The organism is Jeotgalibaca arthritidis, assembly GCF_011100465.1.
Classification (GTDB): Bacteria; Bacillota; Bacilli; order Lactobacillales; family Aerococcaceae; genus Jeotgalibaca; species Jeotgalibaca arthritidis.
Genome location: NZ_CP049740.1, coordinates 912,989 through 930,511 on the forward strand (window position 1 = coordinate 912,989; position 17,523 = coordinate 930,511).

At 39.8% G+C, this 17,523-nt stretch carries 18 protein-coding genes and 1 pseudogene; 6 read left to right on the forward strand and 13 right to left on the reverse strand.

All coding sequences use genetic code 11. The features are described 5' to 3' along the window. Positions 1 to 34: 34 nt before the first annotated feature. The 9 genes and pseudogenes from nfsA to G7057_RS04570 form a co-directional block, all read right to left on the reverse strand. The gene (nfsA, locus tag G7057_RS04530; RefSeq protein WP_166161664.1) at positions 35 to 781 is read right to left on the reverse strand and encodes an oxygen-insensitive NADPH nitroreductase; all 747 of its coding nucleotides are present in this window, start codon (positions 779 to 781) and stop codon (positions 35 to 37) included. A gap of 235 nt (positions 782 to 1,016) precedes the next feature. Then, positions 1,017 to 1,445: a methylglyoxal synthase gene (mgsA, locus tag G7057_RS04535; protein ID WP_166161666.1), complete on the reverse strand. Its 429-nt coding sequence runs from the start codon at positions 1,443 to 1,445 to the stop codon at positions 1,017 to 1,019. Positions 1,446 to 1,751: 306 nt separating this feature from the next. Beyond that, positions 1,752 to 2,177 carry a hypothetical protein gene (locus G7057_RS04540; RefSeq protein ID WP_166161668.1) on the reverse strand — a complete coding sequence of 142 codons (426 nt, stop codon included), beginning with the start codon at positions 2,175 to 2,177 and terminating at the stop codon, positions 1,752 to 1,754. Positions 2,178 to 2,205: 28 nt separating this feature from the next. Next, positions 2,206 to 2,670 (reverse strand): hypothetical protein, encoded by a 465-nt coding sequence (locus G7057_RS04545; protein ID WP_166161670.1) that lies wholly within the window; start codon positions 2,668 to 2,670, stop codon positions 2,206 to 2,208. Positions 2,671 to 2,909: 239 nt separating this feature from the next. Then, positions 2,910 to 4,355: a TrkH family potassium uptake protein gene (locus G7057_RS04550; protein ID WP_166161672.1), complete on the reverse strand. Its 1,446-nt coding sequence runs from the start codon at positions 4,353 to 4,355 to the stop codon at positions 2,910 to 2,912. 12 nt (positions 4,356 to 4,367) lie between these two features. After that, on the reverse strand, positions 4,368 to 5,720 hold the full coding sequence (gene trkA, locus G7057_RS04555; RefSeq protein WP_166161674.1) for a Trk system potassium transporter TrkA: 1,353 nt from the start codon (positions 5,718 to 5,720) through the stop codon (positions 4,368 to 4,370). Positions 5,721 to 6,163: 443 nt separating this feature from the next. Then, a pseudogene (locus G7057_RS04560) lies at positions 6,164 to 6,835 on the reverse strand (aldo/keto reductase). 137 nt (positions 6,836 to 6,972) lie between these two features. After that, complete coding sequence (locus G7057_RS04565; protein WP_166161676.1) at positions 6,973 to 7,821, reverse strand: aldo/keto reductase; 849 nt, start codon at positions 7,819 to 7,821, stop codon at positions 6,973 to 6,975. An 84-nt stretch (positions 7,822 to 7,905) separates the two neighbouring features. After that, positions 7,906 to 8,328, reverse strand: a complete 423-nt coding sequence (locus G7057_RS04570; RefSeq protein WP_166161678.1) for a MerR family transcriptional regulator — start codon at positions 8,326 to 8,328, stop codon at positions 7,906 to 7,908. A 150-nt stretch (positions 8,329 to 8,478) separates the two neighbouring features. On the opposite strand from G7057_RS04570, the gene G7057_RS04575 reads away from it, so the two are divergent. Beyond that, the gene (locus G7057_RS04575) at positions 8,479 to 8,913 is read left to right on the forward strand and encodes a hypothetical protein (protein WP_076768115.1); all 435 of its coding nucleotides are present in this window, start codon (positions 8,479 to 8,481) and stop codon (positions 8,911 to 8,913) included. Between the two features lie 287 nt (positions 8,914 to 9,200). Further along, positions 9,201 to 9,470 (forward strand): hypothetical protein, encoded by a 270-nt coding sequence (locus tag G7057_RS04580; protein WP_166161680.1) that lies wholly within the window; start codon positions 9,201 to 9,203, stop codon positions 9,468 to 9,470. Between the two features lie 92 nt (positions 9,471 to 9,562). Here G7057_RS04580 and G7057_RS04585 read toward each other — a convergent pair whose 3' ends face one another. Beyond that, on the reverse strand, positions 9,563 to 10,150 hold the full coding sequence (locus G7057_RS04585) for a GNAT family N-acetyltransferase (protein WP_166161682.1): 588 nt from the start codon (positions 10,148 to 10,150) through the stop codon (positions 9,563 to 9,565). 124 nt (positions 10,151 to 10,274) lie between these two features. Next, positions 10,275 to 11,690 carry a glycoside hydrolase family 1 protein gene (locus tag G7057_RS04590; RefSeq protein WP_166161684.1) on the reverse strand — a complete coding sequence of 472 codons (1,416 nt, stop codon included), beginning with the start codon at positions 11,688 to 11,690 and terminating at the stop codon, positions 10,275 to 10,277. Positions 11,691 to 11,927: 237 nt separating this feature from the next. On the opposite strand from G7057_RS04590, the gene proB reads away from it, so the two are divergent. From proB to mscL, 4 genes are all read left to right on the forward strand, one after another. Further along, a complete protein-coding gene (gene proB / locus G7057_RS04595) occupies positions 11,928 to 12,743 on the forward strand; it encodes a glutamate 5-kinase (RefSeq protein WP_166161686.1) in 816 nt (271 codons plus the stop codon). A 12-nt stretch (positions 12,744 to 12,755) separates the two neighbouring features. Then, a complete protein-coding gene (locus G7057_RS04600; RefSeq protein ID WP_193566102.1) occupies positions 12,756 to 14,027 on the forward strand; it encodes a glutamate-5-semialdehyde dehydrogenase in 1,272 nt (423 codons plus the stop codon). Between the two features lie 654 nt (positions 14,028 to 14,681). Continuing rightward, positions 14,682 to 15,794 carry an NAD(P)/FAD-dependent oxidoreductase gene (locus tag G7057_RS04605; protein WP_166161688.1) on the forward strand — a complete coding sequence of 371 codons (1,113 nt, stop codon included), beginning with the start codon at positions 14,682 to 14,684 and terminating at the stop codon, positions 15,792 to 15,794. Positions 15,795 to 15,873: 79 nt separating this feature from the next. Beyond that, the gene (gene mscL, locus G7057_RS04610; protein WP_166161690.1) at positions 15,874 to 16,290 is read left to right on the forward strand and encodes a large conductance mechanosensitive channel protein MscL; all 417 of its coding nucleotides are present in this window, start codon (positions 15,874 to 15,876) and stop codon (positions 16,288 to 16,290) included. Between the two features lie 36 nt (positions 16,291 to 16,326). Here mscL and G7057_RS04615 read toward each other — a convergent pair whose 3' ends face one another. Then, the gene (locus G7057_RS04615) at positions 16,327 to 16,491 is read right to left on the reverse strand and encodes a hypothetical protein (RefSeq protein ID WP_227004658.1); all 165 of its coding nucleotides are present in this window, start codon (positions 16,489 to 16,491) and stop codon (positions 16,327 to 16,329) included. Positions 16,492 to 16,684: 193 nt separating this feature from the next. Continuing rightward, positions 16,685 to 17,521 carry a YdcF family protein gene (locus G7057_RS04620; RefSeq protein WP_166161692.1) on the reverse strand — a complete coding sequence of 279 codons (837 nt, stop codon included), beginning with the start codon at positions 17,519 to 17,521 and terminating at the stop codon, positions 16,685 to 16,687. Positions 17,522 to 17,523 lie beyond the last annotated feature (2 nt).

The following is a 17,523-nucleotide window of genomic DNA, read 5'->3' on the forward strand; positions in this document are numbered from 1 at the left end:
AGTCCCATAGCTTCAGAGACATTCTATTAATTTATTAGTTATTTAATCCTCTACTCTTGACAAATTCTCCAACATAAAGACGGTTAGGATTTATCAAGCCTTTACTAATTTGAGTGGTCCATTTATCTTGGCGATTACCATTTGTTCTTTCTTTGTAGTAATCCATAGTTGTTTGGTTATAGTCTTCTAGTTGGTTTTTATAGTGAGTTGGATCAGACTCATAGCTATTTTCATGATAGACATTTACTCTCGGCAAACGTGGTTTTTTATCATTAATAACAGCTGGATAACCAACTGCTAAGCCAAATAGCGGCACACAATGGTTCGGAAGGTTTAGAATTTCGCTCACCAAGCCCATGTCATTGCGAAGTCCACCAATATAACAAATACCCAGTCCCATCGACTCTGCTGCCAAAGCCGTATTTTGTGCTGCTAAGGCTGCATCAATCGAGCCAACCATAAACATTTCGGTACTTTCAATTGATGGTGTTACGTCAACCTCTTCCATTTCACCAATCATTTGGTGGCGGTACATATCCGCACAAAAAACAAAGAAGTGGCCACTATCGACAACGGTGTTACTATTAATCGCTAATTTAGCTAAGGCTTGTTTTTTATCCGGGTCGGTTACTCCAACAATCGAGTACGCTTGTAAATAGGACGATGTCGAAGCTGCCTGCGCGCAATCAACTAGCGTTGCAATTTGATCCTTAGTTAATGCCTTATCTTCAAAATCTCTCACTGATCGGTGATTTAAAATAGTTTCAATCGTTTGATTCATTCTATTTCCTCCCTATAAATTAAAAAGCTGAGAACAGGTTCCCAGCTCGCTTTATTTTTATTAAACGTATTCCAAAGGCAGCCCCACGACGTTGTTTCACGAATAATGCTCGGATGTTCTGCGACATCCTGTGCTGATTCGTTCCAGTTGCCATAGCCGTTGTAGCTTTAGCTGCTTACGGATATGGTATGCGTTAGAAGATTCGGGGCTAAACGCCTTTTTTCCCACTCTCTTGTTAATAACCTGGTGTTAAGTCATCACGGTCAACGCTATTATAAAAATGACGCCAATCCATATAGCCGCTATCTAAACCGCGAAGCAATACTTCAGCCGTTCCAATATTAGTTGCTAATGGAATTTCATACACATCTGACAAGCGAATAAGGGCTGTCACATCAGGCTCATGAGGCATCGCTGCCAATGGATCACGTAAGAAGATCACTAAATCCATTTGATTTTCAGAAATCATGGCACCAATTTGTTGGTCTCCGCCCAAAGGTCCAGACTTGAAGCGTGTCACTTCTAAGCCAGTAGCTTCAGAAATTTTTGACCCTGTTGTGCCGGTAGCATACAATTCATGCTTTTCCAAAACAGGTTTATATGCTGTACATAAACGAATGATTAAATCTTTTTTTCTATCATGTGCAATTAATGCGACTTTCATAAATACCCTCCTTAAAATGACCTTCCTTACAATTAGTATAACATGTTCTTAAACGTTGCAACCGAAGAAATATTTCTTACAATCATTACAAACAATTCATATTTTCTTCATATTTAGGGGTTACTATACAAATAAGCCAATCACAAACAATCTTTTTATTCTTTGCTCCTCCAAGTAAAGAAAACTCCTTAAGAAAAGATGCTGGGTTCTATCCCAGCATCTTTTTTAGTGTCGTCTATTTATAGTGAAAACGTGCTCCAAAAGTCAGCCCCGACATGCGTTTTGTCGCACTCTCTCTTTTTGTGTCTATCTGTATCGTCTTTTTTGTTTAAATTGTAAGGCGGGTATGAGTGTTAATCCTGCTACGAGAGCGAGTAAATCACCGGTATTTAAGGTGGTTACTAACCATTGAACCTCTTCTGGTAAAACTAATGGCAGTTGTTGAACCACGACTGGTAATAAAGATAATACTAACGCCGGTATCGCAATAACCGCTAAAAGAGAGACGTCAACAGCTTTAAACCCACTCCAATAGAATAACAGAGAAAGGTATAAGCCTGTCAAAAATGGCAAGAGAAATAATAAAATGGCCTGCAGAAATAATTCTTTATTTTCGAGTCGAAGTTGCCACAGAATATGATTCTCGACATAATCTCTCCCCAATATGACTAAAATTAATCCTGCTAACCAAACAATCTTTCCAAGCCACGATGAAAAATCAATCTTTCCCATTTTGTCCCCTCTTTAGCTGTTTTTATTATCAATCATCATCCACACTGATTTGACTATCGAGCATCTCAGCTCTACCAGTAGATGTTATCACATTTGACTGCATAGCGTCTGTCATATCGACTATTGTTTCCGCTGAGTGATCCTGAACGACTGCTTCTTTTTCTTTATTGGGTTGGTACTTTGCGCCATTCACTAATAAAACGATGCAACCACTCTCTACTTGTTCTTGATAATGATAGAGCGGATCATCGTCGGTTTTATAATCAGGGTCCGTTCGTTGAGCAATTTGCTTTTCAGAAGAACTAACTAAAACGTCCTTTTCTGTTTGAATCGGAATACCTAATTTTTCCGAATAGGCCAATACCTTATCTTCACGAGTGACCAGTGTCATGTCCGAATTTGTAAACTGTTTTGACCGAAGTTCTTCTATGACAGCAGCAACATCATCCACACTATCGTAGCAACCGTAAACGAGTCTATTTTGTTCAGTCATCTTTCTTCCTCCTTCGTCATGCCTAACTCTATTATACCGCCTCATAAAAACCAACCCAAATAATCTTACTATTTCTTTATCAAAAGCTTCATATTTTTTTCATATTATTGGATTATTATATCCTTAAGCCAAAAGAAATAACCATCTTTTTTATTCTTTACTCCTCCAAAATAAAGAATAACTCCTTTGAGAAACCCCTGCTGAACAGCCAATCAGTAGGGGTTTTTATTTCTTTCGTATTACTTTTTCCATGTGCGTGGTGTGAAAAGAATAAGGATTGGAAATAGTTCTAAGCGCCCTGCTAGCATAGCAAATGACAATGTCACTTTCGATAAATCACTTAGTTCAGCGAAACTGAAAAGTGGCCCCACTTGTCCCAATCCAGGGCCAATGTTATTAATCGTTGCGGCAACTGCACTAAAGGTTGTTAAAAAATCAAACCCCTCCAAACTCACAATCAGAACTAGAAAAGCAAATAATACCATATAGACGACAAAGTAATTCGCTACAGCATGTTTCACAAGTTTATTTAATGGTTTTTTATCATATTGAACACTTATAATTCGATTGGGTTGACCAACACGCTTAATTTCCGCCATAAAAAGCTTCCCAAAAATAACAATCCGTGAAATTTTCAGACCGCCTGCTGTAGAACCCGCACTTCCCCCGAAAAACATTAACAACAGAAGAATCATTTGGGAAAACATCGGCCATGATCCAAAATCAGCCGTAGAAAAACCAGTTGTTGTTATAACAGAAGAGACCGAGAAGAATACGTCACGCACCATTGTTGAAAATGATGTATAGGAGTTTGCTAGATTTAAACAGATCATTCCTACTGCACCTCCTACAATGAGTAGATACCATTTCAATTCTTCGCTCTTGAAGACTTGTTTAACTTGCCCAATTAAAATCAAATAGTACAAGTTGAAATTAACCCCAAACGCGAGCATCCCCCATCCAATCACCCATTCACTATAAGGGCTTTGATAAGGAGCCACGCTACCGTTCTTAATCCCAAATCCACCGGTACCTGCCGTTCCGAATGCATGAAGTAATGCGTCAAATAAATCCATGCCCCCAAGTAGTAATAAAACGACTACCACAGCTGTCATTGCAAGGTAAATAATATACAAAATCCGTGCTGATGAAGACAATTTGGAAACCAACTTTCCAAAAGTTGGACCCGGAGTTTCGGCTCTCATAATATTAACCGACTGAGAATCCATTTGCGGTAAGACTGCTAAAGCAAATGCCAAAATCCCCATCCCACCGGTCAAATGTGTGAAACTCCGCCAAAACAAACTTGAGTGCGCGAGCAACTCGACATCGACCAAAATACTTGAACCTGATGTGGTAAACCCACTACTTGTTTCAAAAAAAGCGTCAACTAATGACGGGATATCACCATTAATAACGAACGGTAACCCGCCGAAGAAGGAAAATAATATCCAGGACAAAGCCACGATAACTAATCCTTCGTGGGCCGTTAACCGTTTACTCTCTGGTTTCTTCCAACTTAATAGTTGCCCTAACACTATTAAGAGTAAGGTAACTGACAAAAAACTCCACTTATAATGCCACGTTTCTTGATAGATAAAGCTGACTAAGAGAGGAAAAAGAAGAAGGACTGCTTCAACCTGCAATAGTCGAGCCGTAACGTATCGAACCATTCCAATATTCATATACATTCCCTCCTATTTCAAAATATCATCGATATCATCAAAGTATTTCTCTTTGGTAATAATAATGATACGGTCATTTGGTTTAATGATATCTTGACCAGAAGGAATAATTAATTTTTTATCGCGAATGATATACGCAATTAACAAGTCGTCTCTTGTTTTTAATTGTTCAATTGGTTTATTCGTCACGCGACTCGTTGCTTTAACTTTAAACTGAATGGCTTCAGCTTGATTGTCTGCTATGCGGTACAATGCTTCTACATCAGAAACAGACGTATTCCCCAAGCTACGAACAAAATGAAGAATGGTATTAGCAATCACACGTTTAGGTGTTACGATACTTTCCATACCAATTGTGTCGAATATTTTCAACAATAACTCGCGGTTTACTTTTGTGACGATTTTACCGACTTTTTGTTGCGCAGCATATAGCGAAGCAATAATGTTCTCTTCATCCACGCCTGTCAGGGAAATGAAGGCATCATAGTTCTCAATTCCTTCTTGTTGCAAAAACTCTTGATCAGTTCCGTCTCCTAAAATGACTTCTACGTTCGAGAAACCAGCACCTAACCCTTCAGCAACTTCACGATTATGTTCAATCACCTTGATGTCCATCCGTGACTCTTCTAGCAGCTCCAGTAAATAATAGGTCAAACGTCCACCACCAATAATGAGTACCGATTGAACTTGGTTCTTTTTGGAACGGACTTTTCGATAAAACTTCCGCAAGGTTGTTGCTCCACCAATTAAGTAAACATGGTCACCAACTCTTATTTGATTCTGTCCAGATGGAATAATCGTTTCACCTTGACGGCGAATAGCTCCCACTAAAATATCACCATATTTTGGTCGGAAATCATTTAAGGGTAGATTCGCTAACGGACTTCGTTCGGTAACTTCAATTTCAATTAATTCAACCTGATTATCCCCAAACGTCTGAATACTCAGAACTGTTGGATATTTAATAATCCGAGCAATGCTACGAGCCGATTCTAGTTCTGGGTTAATCATCAAGTTTACTCCCAAACTCTCCCTTACATATTGGAAATGATTAGAGTACTCTGGGTTCCGTACACGTGCGATTGTATAACGAGCCCCTAAACTCTTCGCTAAAATACAAGCCATGATATTTACTTCGTCTTGGGGCGTTACCGCAACAAAAATATCACAATTACTTACACCAGCTTCTTGTTGGATATCATAACTAGCGCCATTACCGACAATACCTGATATATCATTCATATTAATTAAATTCTCTAAGCGAGTCTCATCTTTTTCTATTAAAATAATATCATTTTCACCTGTAGATAATTCTTCACAGAGAACTGAGCCAACCTTACCACCGCCTGCAATGATAATTTTCATGTCAAACGTCCTTTCTATTACAATGCTATTATTATGATACAATTAGCGTATTTTTGCACATGATACCTTCTTTTGCAACAACATAATATTAACTGTCAAAAAACAGCTACTAATTCCGATTATTAATAACAAAATTTATTTATTTCATTATACCTCATCAACCTGAATTATCTTCATTAATGCTGTCATACGGTGCTCAAGTATTCCAGCGTCAGTTGTTCGTAGCAGTTTAATGTTTAAACTAAAACAACAAATACCAATCCGTTTTAAATAACGAATTGGTATTTGCTGTCGTGTTCTTTTTTACCATTTAGATAAAAATCATATTGAAATAATCCTTTCTGAGATAAAACAAAAAAGCTATTTTTTGTCACAATCCTACCCGCTTCTCCAATTCTGGTGTGTAGCGGTTCCCAACAATCGTAATTTGGCGGGTCGCTTCATCAATCTGCGTTAACTCCTTTGCTCGCCGCAATTCCCTTTAATAACTCTACGAAGGCTTGGTTTGCTTTCAGCGCCTCGGGTTTGAAACGCGGGTAGATACGACGGCCATCCTTTTCGTCAAACTGAGTATGTTCATCAAAGCTCCCCGTCAAGAATCCTTTACCCAAAGGACTGAAGGTTACTAGGCCGATACCCAATTCTTCTAAAACCAGAAATAGTTCTTTCTCAGGCTCCCGCCACCAAAGTGAGTATTCGTTCTGTACAGCCGTAAGTGGCTCTACTTGATGGGCTTTGCGAACAGTCTGCACACCTGCTTCAGATAACCCCCAATGTTTGATTTTGCCTTCTTTCCGAAAATCTTGCATGGTCTGAGCTACATCCTCAATTGAGACATTTGGATCCACTCGGTGCAGGTAATAGAGATCAATAGCTTCCACCTATAGTCGTTTCAAGGAACCCTCAACTGACTTCCGAATTTCTTCCGGCCGACCGTCAACTACTTGCTCACCGTTGACTAGCTTAATCCCACACTTAGTGGCAATCTTGACCTGTCCTCGGTACGGCGCCAATGCCTCGCCCACGAGTTCCTCATTCACAAAAGGACCATAGATTTCTGCCGTGTCGAAAAAGTCTACACCCCTGTCTACCGCTGCACGACTCAAAGAAATCATTTCATCCCTATCACCAGCAGACCATGTCCGTGGCTCATCCCCATACAGCCTAACCCTAGTTCCGAAATGGTAAAGTCGTTCCCAAGTTTACGTTGCTTCATCAGCTTCTCCCTTTCCTTGTTTACTCCTAGTTACATTTATATCCCGATTTTCCGACTAGCCATGCGCCTGATGGTTTCAGGATCGGTATGGGAGAAGAACTGGCTCTCACTCTCATCCAAACTAGCGATTTCAACTCGGTCCTCTTCTGTCAATTCAAAGTCGAAGACCTCAATGTTTTCAACCATCCTTTTTGGACTGACCGATTTAGCCAAGACAATAATGTCTTGCTCAACTAGCCATCTGATAATGACCTGTGCTACCGATTTCCCATACTTTTGGCCAATTTTCATCAAAATCGAATGATTAAAGATATCATTCTTCCCTTCGGCAAAGGGAGCCCACGCTTCAGGAGCAATTCCTTCTTGCCTCAAATTCGCAATCGCTTCCATTTGCTGGTGAAAAGGATTAATTTCTATCTGATTGACTTGCGGAGTAACACGATTGAACTCGGCCACATCGACGGCCCGATCCACACTAAAATTCGAAACACCAATGGCTCTTACTTTTCCTATTTTCTGTAATTCCTCCATGGCCCGCCATGCACCATAGATGTCATTATAAGGCTGGTGAATAAGCAATAGGTCGACATAGTCCATTCCCAATCGCTTCAAAGAACGGTCAAAAGAAGACAATACACCTTCATAGCTCACATTTTCCACCCATATTTTAGTTGTGATAAACAGCTCTTCGCGGGGCACTCCCGACTTGCTAACACCCTTACCGACTGCCTCTTCGTTCATGTAGCTCTGGGCGGTATCGATATGACGGTAGCCCGCTTTAATAGCTTCCATCACTGCTTGCTCGGCATCGGTACCGGTGATTTGGAAAGTACCAAATCCTAAAATTGGAATCTCTACTCCATTATTCAACCGAATTGTTCTCATTTGATTTTCCTCCTCTGCTTCGTGTTTTCCAGCTTACCTACTACTATAAACGTTGGAGTTCAGTCCATAGCAAGCGTTTTCCTACTATTTTTTTATTTCTTCCCAGAGCTTCTCTAGGTCGTCATCGGTTCTCTCTCCCGACCTGAACTTTGCCATGTGGTCATCGTAAGTAGCTATTTTGTACTCGAGAACCGCTCTCGCTTGCTGAAGTTCTGCTAAACGTTCATCCAACTCCTCTAATTGCTCATTCAAAATCTGTTTTTGTGCCTCTTCGACATACTGCGTGTCCCTCACTTGTGACAGTGCGCAGAATGAAATCAGGGATTCGATAGGAAGTCCGACTCCTCGCAAGTTTTTCACCAAGTAAATCCAGTTCAAATCTCTGGTCTGATAATCCCTATAGCCCGATTTGTTGCGTGTTACAGGTGGGATAACACCTACGCGCTCGTAATAGTGCAAGGTATCTGGGGTAAGATTAAATAATTCAGCAGCTTGCTTGATATTCATTGTATTCATTCCTCCATTCATATAGTTACAGTATAGACTACAAAACGGTCTCTAAGGAATCGCTCCTCTTATTGGGGTATATTATCACAAAAGAGATATATGATTTATAATTATGCTATATTATTAGTTTGAAACGAAAGGAGTGTAAAAATGAAACAGTCTAACAATGAATATATCCCTAACCAAGGATGCGGGATTTTATTCTTATTGGTTATCTCAGTATTTTTTCTTGTGAGCATCCCTATTTTCAAATTTACACATGATATATTCCTTTATTATACTGAAACACAAATTCTTCTAACCAGTGATTCTCCCGATGAAACCTATCATATAGAAATATCAACAACAGGACCTTCAACCACCATTTTAATTGAAGAAGATACAACTTCTTCCGAGTTTACTACCGATATTGTGAAAGATGGGAAGGCAGATGTTCAGCCTCGAGATATTGAAATCAAATGGCTTAATGATACCGTTGCTGAAATAATTGTGGAAGGTAGCAGAGACACCTTTTATTATTTTTTGTTTGACGCTAACGGTGAGGGAGATAAAATAGAAAGAGTGCTTGATTATTCTACTGATTAGGCAAGATTTTCAGAAAATATATTGCGTTTATCTTAACAACTGATTTGCTATTCTCATTTTTAATATGTTGTAAATAAGCACTAATATTAGTAAATACTTAAACGAAAACCTCAATATGACTCATCAAAGTTAGATGGGTCTGTTGAGATTTTTCCTTTAACAAGGATTACGATAAGGGCATTTTCATGCAAGTAATCACGCGATTTATGCAAGTTACCCAAATTAGGTTGATTCACATGAAACTGATTTGTAAACTACATTTAAGTCATACGAAAAGGAGGACCGACATGAAATTAATTTTACAAGAAAATAAAAATCTAAAAGAGACTATTATTGATATCACTTACAACGTATTGGACAGACGTGTTAAAAAAATTATTGAAGTGATAGAAACACAATCTGTTCAATTGGAAGGTAGAAAAGAGGAACAAATCTATCTTCTGAATAGTTCTGATATTTACTATATTGAGAGTGTTGATAGTCTTTCATTTCTGTATAAAGAGTCCGATGTTTTTGAACGCTATAATGAGACAGCAACGGCTCAATCAGTTAGCTAATGCTATAAATGAGCATCTCTCCAGAAGGGAACGCCTGTAAGTAAAATACCCCTGAAAAGTTAAACTCTAACTTTTCAGGGATATTTTATGACTTAACTTAGTTCCTGACTACCTTCTTCTTGGCTCTTTAAATAAGCCTCTCTCGTTATGCCATAAAAAAGGGTATCTACCATCTCGCCGTTTACTTCATGAGTATTTTCCGTGAGATGCTCGAAGGACATACCGATTTTTTTTAATACATTTCCTGAAGCCGTGTGCCCTTTATCATGTCCAGAATTAATATGTTCTAAACCGAGTGTATGGAAACCAAGCGATAAGATTCGTAAGCAGGCTTCTGTGGTGAAGCCTTGCCTCCAATATTTTTTATTCAACATGTAGCCAATTTCACCTTCATGCTCTTTATCATCGATTCTAAACTCAACAACACCAATCATTTTTTTGTCATCTTTATGTTCGAGTGCGTAAAAACCTAATAGCGATGCTAAGTAATAATTCGCAATAAACTCTGCTGTTTGCTGCAAGTTTGTATGTGGTTTAAAAATATATCTCATCGTTTCTTCGTCACTAACATATTCAAAAACATCTGCGGTGTCTTCTAACGTTAGTGGTCTTAAAATTAAACGGTCTGTTTCTAATACAGCATGTTCTGCTAATAATAATTTACGGCTTTTTTTATTCATAAATTCTCCTCGTCCAGCCTATCTGATTCATCAATAGGGGTGTGTTATTTTTAAATCATAGCATGTTTTTTTAACATAGAAAATAACCCCCAAAAACTAATTTTGGGGATTAACTTATTCATTTTTATTCAGTAAATCCAGCTGGCATATCTAGTGTGCTTGTTTCAGCAACAGTCTTGAACCAGTGACCTGATTTTTTAATTGTACGAACTTGTGTATGAATGTTAACTGAGATGAAGCCGTAACGGTTACGGTAAGCATTCATCCATGACCAGCAGTCAATTGGTGTCCACAGGTGGTAACCAAAACAGTTTGATCCTTCTTCCATCCCTTTATGAACCCAGTATAAATGTTCTTGGATAAAGCGGATGCGGTAGTCATCTTCAATAACGCCTTCTTCGTTCAAGTAACGTTCTTCGCGTGACACACCCATACCATTTTCAGATACGAACCAAGGAATATTGCCATAGTTTTCTTTGATGTTGATAGCAATGTCGTACAATGCTTTTGGATAGATTTCCCATCCTTTATCAACGTTCATACGGCGACCTGGCATATCGTAATCGTCATAATATTTTGTTGGCATCCAATCAACCGTTAAGCTGTTTGGTGAAATTTCAGGTTGCTCTACACGGTGTGGGTGGTAGAAGTTAATCCCTAATACATCAACTGTATTTTCGCTTAAGATAGTCGCTTCATCTTCTGTTGCTTCCCACATCACGCCATCAGCTTCTAGTACAGATGTTAATTCTGGGTCAAAGTGACCTTTAACAGCAGAATCTAAGAACAAGCCATTTAGCCATAGGTTAGCAAATTTAGCAGCTGCTTCATCTTCCGGGCTATTTGTTGCTGGGTATGATGGTGTTAAGTTTAAAATAATCCCAACACGGCTATTTGGATTTTGGTTAATTTGGCGGAATGAGCGAACTGCTTTCGCCGACGCCACTGTAATGTTATAGGCTACCTGCACTGCTTTCTTTCCGTCTACAATGTTTGGGTAGTGGAATTGGTGAAGGTATTCGCCCTCAACGATAACCATTGGCTCGTTAAAGGTAAACCAGTCGTTGATGCGGTCGCCAAATAGACGGAAACATTGCTCCGCAAATTTTACGAACAGATCCCCAACGTGTTTTGATTCCCAGCCACCGTATTTGTGGTAAAGCTCAACTGGCAAGTCAAAGTGGCACAAGTTAATAACCGGACGGATGCCATTTTTAATAAATTCGTCGATAACTTCGTTGTAGAAACGTGCGCCATCTTCGTTAACTGTTCCTTCTTCTAAATCGTCGATTAAACGTGTCCATTGAATCGATGTGCGGACAGAGTTCAATCCGATTTCTTTCATTAAAGCAATGTCTTCTTTAAATGAGTGATAGAAGTCAGATGCGGTATCAGGTCCAACTTGGTTGTAGAATTTCTCAGGTTCGATTTCGTACCAGTAGTCAAAAACGTTAGCATGTTTCTTGTTGAAACGGCCTTCGCTTTGCGGGCCTGATGTTGCTGCGCCCCACCAGAAGTCTTTAGGGAATGTTAGTGTCATGGTTCTGCTCCTCTTTTTTAAAAGTATATATTTTATAGGTCTTTTTCACTAATAAGTATAGGCATTGTAACTTGTTTTGTAAAGTCTTTTCATTGAAATAGCACGGATGGTTAAAAAATAGCTAGCCGCTGCTTTAAATTCCAAGCTTTCCTCTTATAATTTGTTAGTTTCCGTGTTAGTATAGGCAATGATAGAGTGGTTTATTAAAATCCATTAAGAGAAAAATGAGGAATTAATATGACGATTAAACGAGAAACAATAGGAGCTAGTAAGCGTATCGTCATCAAAATTGGCACAAGCTCGATTATGATGGCGGATGGAACGGTTAATTACCAACAGTTTGACCGCCTCGCTTATGTCTTAAGTAGCTTAAAACAAGCAGGAAAAGAAATTATTTTAGTGTCTTCAGGTGCTATCGGTGTGGGGATGGATAAGCTTTATCTAGCAGAGCGTCCTAAAACGATTCGCCAGCAACAAGCTGTTGCTGCTGTTGGACAAAGCGAGATGATGAATCTATACAGTCGCTTCTTCTCACACTACAAACAAACCGTTGGGCAAATTCTGATGACCCGTGACATTGTGGAGTTCCCCGAAAGTCATAAGAATGTCGTCAACACCTTTGAAACACTACTCGATATGGGCATTATTCCTGTCGTGAATGAAAACGATGCGGTAGCTGTTGATGAATTGGAACATGAAACCAAGTTTGGCGACAATGACCAATTATCAGCCATCGTTGCGGAGATTACTCATGCTGATTTATTAATTATGTTATCGGATGTGGATGGCTTCTATGATAAGAACCCGTCTAAGTTCGCTGATGCAACACTATTCCATACGGTTCATAATGTCGATGATTCAGTCATGGCACTAGCTGGTGACGTGGGATCAAACTTTGGTACAGGTGGGATGATCACTAAATTGAAAGCAGCAAAACATTTGTTAAAAAATAACCAGTCAATGGTGCTGGCTTCTGCTGCAGACCCCACGATTTTATTTGATATTCTAGCCGGCCTTGAAATCGGCACGTACTTTACCCCTCAGTCAAAATAAGGAGGCATTAGGATGATCGAAACCTTACATACAATGGGACAGCAAGCAAAAACAGCTGCTAACCAACTTCGAAAAACAAAAGCAACTATTAAAAATCAAGCTTTGCTAGCCATGGAGGCAGCACTTTACAAGCACGAAGCTTTGATAATCAAAGCCAACCAAGACGATATTAATCGCGCCAAAGAAAACGGCCTAACAGCGCCAATGATTGAGCGACTCACTTTAACCCCCGACCGGATTAAAGGAATGGCAGATTCCATTCATCAGATTGCACAGTTGGCTGACCCTGTTGGCTATATCGAAGAAATGAAGCTATCGGAAGATGGGCTTAAAATCGGTAAGCAGCGTGTGCCTCTCGGCGTTATCGGTATTATTTATGAATCACGTCCAAATGTGACGGCAGATGCGGCAGCGCTTTGCTTTAAGTCGGGGAATGCTGTGATTTTAAGGGGTGGCAAGGAGGCCTTGCAGTCGAATCAAGCGATTTTGGCTGCTCTTCAAGAGGGCTTAGTTTCGGCAGGTCTTTCGGCAGACACGATTCAGTTGATTACGGATCCGTCTCGTGAATTGGCAGCTGAGTTTATGCGACTAAATCAATACTTGGATTGTTTGATTCCTCGTGGTGGTGCTGGCTTAATTCAAAATGTGTTGAAGAATGCGACTGTTCCTGTCATTGAGACAGGCGTTGGTAACTGCCACCTTTATATTGATAAGGATGCAGATTTGAAGATGGCGACACGGATTTTGGTTAATGCGAAAGCAGACCGCCCTTCTGTGTGTAATGCCATTGAAAGTTTAATTGTTCATCAATCTGTAGCTGATAAGTATTTGCCAGTATTTGCTGAGGCTTTGTCTGCATACCATGTTGAGATTCGTGGCGATGAAAAAACGTGCGCGCTTCTCCCAAATGCGATTGCAGCAACCGAAGAAGATTACGATACTGAATTTTTAAGTTTCACTTTAGCTGTTAAAGTGGTGGATGATTATGATCAAGCGATTGCGCATATCCAAGCTCATTCGACTGGGCATTCAGAAGTCATTGTGACCGATAATTATCAAACAGCCCAAGATTTCTTACAAGACATTGATGCTGCTGCAGTTTATGTTAATGCATCATCTCGATTTACCGACGGCGGCTGTTTCGGCCTAGGTGGCGAAATTGGAATCAGCACACAGAAATTACACGCGCGCGGACCAATGGGCCTAGAAGCGCTAACCTCTTACAAATATATTATTTTCGGCGAAGGCCAAATTAGAGGGACAACTGGTAACGAAAGCTGTTAATAGCTGATTATAGAGAGGTTCACGTTCATTTTGAGCGTTGAACCTCTTTTTTGTGTCTGATTTAAGAGGTTCGAGGAGGTTTTTGGTGTTGAAGCTCTGGATTCTTAGAAAATTAAGAGCTTCAAGATACTTTTCGACACTGAACCTCTCGATTCTTGGAAAATTAAGAGGTTCAAAGTACTTTTCGATGCTGAACCTCTCCATTATTAGAAAATTAAGAGGTTCAAGACACTTTTAGGCTCTGAACCTCTCCATTATTGGAAAATTAAGAGGTTCAAAGTACTTTTCGATGCTGAACCTCTCCATTATTAGAAAATTAAGAGCTTCAAGGTACTTTTCCGTGCTGAACCTCTGCATTATTAGAAAATTAAGAGGTTCAAGATACTTTTAGGCTCTGAACCTCTCGATTCTTGGAAAATTAAGAGGTTCAAAGTACTTTTCGACTCTGAACCTCTGCATTATTAGAAAATTAAGAGGTTCAAGGTACTTTTAGGCTCTGAACCTCTCCATTATTGGAAAATTAAGAGGTTCAAGCCACTTTTTAGCGCTGAACCTCTCCACTTTAAACAAATAATGCAACAACTAGCTCTCTTATTTTTCCGCTACAATCAAAATGGTATAATAAAGCTACTATTTTCGAAAAGAGGACGATTCATGACACAATCTATTGCAATTATCGGTGGCGGCATCGTTGGCTCAACGGCTGCCTACTATCTCAGTCGTTTTGGTCATCAAGTTACTGTTTATGACGAGGGCACTGGGCAAGCGACTTCTGCGGCGGCAGGTATTATCTGCCCCTGGCTATCTAAACGTCGCAACAAACCTTGGTATCGCTTAGCTGCAGGCGGCGCTGCTTTTTACCATCAAATGTTAGCCGATTTAAATGCTGACGGACAAGACACCTCATTTTACAAGCAATCAGGTGCCGTCTTACTAAAGAAAAAGGCAAAAGCAACCCAGGACCAATACCACCTTGGCGTCAGCCGACGACAAGATGCGCCTCAGATTGGCGACTTAACTATTTTGTCAGAAGAAGAATTAGAACAGCTTTTACCTGGCTTAAAAGAACAAGAACATGCACTCTATGTTGCTGGCGGTGCACGAGTAGATGGCCAGCAACTCGTTGCTACTCTTCTTAACTACGTTGTTGAAAATGGTGGCAAACGATTAAATGAGCGCGCTCATTTAATGGCAAACAATATTGTGGAATCAGCTAGTGGACAGCACTCTTTTGACCATATTATTTTAGCAACAGGTGCATGGTTGCCGCACATCTTACAGCCACTTGGTTTTGAGGTCGACATTCGTGGGCAAAAAGGACAGCTAGCTGTTTTACAAACAGCCGATTTAGATAATAGAAATTTGCCTGTTATTATGCCCGAAGGCGAAATTGATATTTTGCCACTTGGTAATGGCCGTGTTTTCGTAGGAGCTAGCCATGAAAATGACCTGGGCTATGACTTAACCAAAGACGATACCATTATCCAAAGCATGATTCAAAATGGACAAGCGTTATTTGATGACTTGAAAGATGCTGAATTAATAGAAGTAAAAGTTGGTACCCGCGCCTATACCTCCGATTTCAGTCCATTTTTTGGTTATCTGCCAACTAGTGAGACCATATTAACAGCCAGTGGTCTTGGTTCATCTGGTTTAACAACTGGGCCGTTAATCGGTTACCAATTGGCGCTTTTAGCAAGCGGCCAGGAAGCTAGCTTGCCGCTAGATGATTATTCGCCGGCACCTTATATAAAGCTAATGGGATAATTTATTTTTTTCCTACCTTTTCCTTTGCTTGTTGATAGGTTCATTGTCTATAATGAAGATAATTATAGGAGGTGAAAAAATGATTAAAGAATTTAAAGAGTTTATTATGCGTGGTAATGTTCTTGATTTGGCTGTAGGGGTTATTATTGGGGCTGCCTTCTCAGCAATTGTGAATTCACTTGTTGAAGATTTGATTTCTCCGATTATTGTATCATTGACTTCTCAAGCAGCAATCGAGGACCTATCCGTGAAGATCGGAACAGCGACATTACGATACGGAAACTTCCTACAAGCTATTATTGATTTCCTTATTATTGCACTAGTGCTATTCCTTATCATCAAAGCTGCTAACAAATTCAAACGTCAAAATCCAGAAATGGATGTTGAAGAAGTTGAGATTCCTGCAGCTGAACTATATCTAAAAGATATCCGTGACTTACTTGCAGCAGAAAAAGTTGAAACAGTTGGGACTGTAGACGAAGATCAGTTAATATAATCATTAAAACATCCAAGCCCTATGAACTGCCCCCTGTCAAGTAGACAGGGGGCAGTTCACTTTTTCACCGAGAGGATTTTTTAAAACGGCGCGACCTTGGTTCAAGTCTGTAAAATGTAAGCCGTCTTTACTGATACTAAAATAAACTTGTTCACTATCCGGTTGTTCACCAATAAAATGTGCAAATAGGTATGCTGTCATCATTATCCTCTTTCTATTCTCATTATCCGATGATACTTACCTTTATTGTAAACGGATTCTTTTAAAATGGTATCAGTTATTGAACATTCTTCTATAAGATTTTGAAACAATTGGCTGGTGCTTGTAAGACCATAAGAAAAGCGGACAAGTCCGCCTTGGCCTATGAAAAAAGGACTGAGCAATGGCTCAACCCCTAGAAAACACATAAAAATATCCCAAACAAAAAACCAGCTACAACCGCATGATAGTAGCGGTAAATCAATAATAAGGCGATGTACTCTCTGCCAACTGAATAAGGAAATTGCATCCATGGTGTTGGTGCGCCAATACCATCAGCCGCAATGCCAGCCTGGCGAGCATAGAGTTGACTACGAGGAACATGAAAATCATTAGTCACAAATAAGCCATTTTTGCCAATTTGGTAGCGATCAATCATTCGACTACTAAAAAGAAAATTTTGGTGGGTATTGATGGAATCTTTTTCTAACAAGATGTCGTCAGATGGTATACCCTTGGCCATCAAATAATCTCGCATGACCTCTGCCTCAGAACAAGGTGCAGTAGGCCCCCTGCCACCACTCACAATCAGTTTAGCGGGTTTTTTATGCTGACTTTTTTGCTTATTGTAAAAAGTTAAGGCCTTATCCAAGCGGTATTGGAGAACTAAGCTCACAGTGCCATCTGGCAAGACGCCGGTTCCTAATATTAGCAAATAATCTTGGTTTAAAGAAACTGGGCGCCATTGGAGCATAAAGACATATAGAACAAATAATCCAAATGATAGCATCAAATACAGTAATAAATAAACTAACCCTTTCTCCAACAATACAAGTGGATAAGGATTACCCCTCATCTTATTCCATATAACGAGTCCTGCTAAGCCAGCCAATAAGCTACTCAGCACTGCTAGTGCCATGTATTTTCGTGACCAACCTCTTTTAATAATACGATTGACACCATGGGTTGCAGCAAACAAGCTTAAGGTAAGCAAGACATAAGGTGAGATGGTATGAAGCCCGTTTAAATTCATCC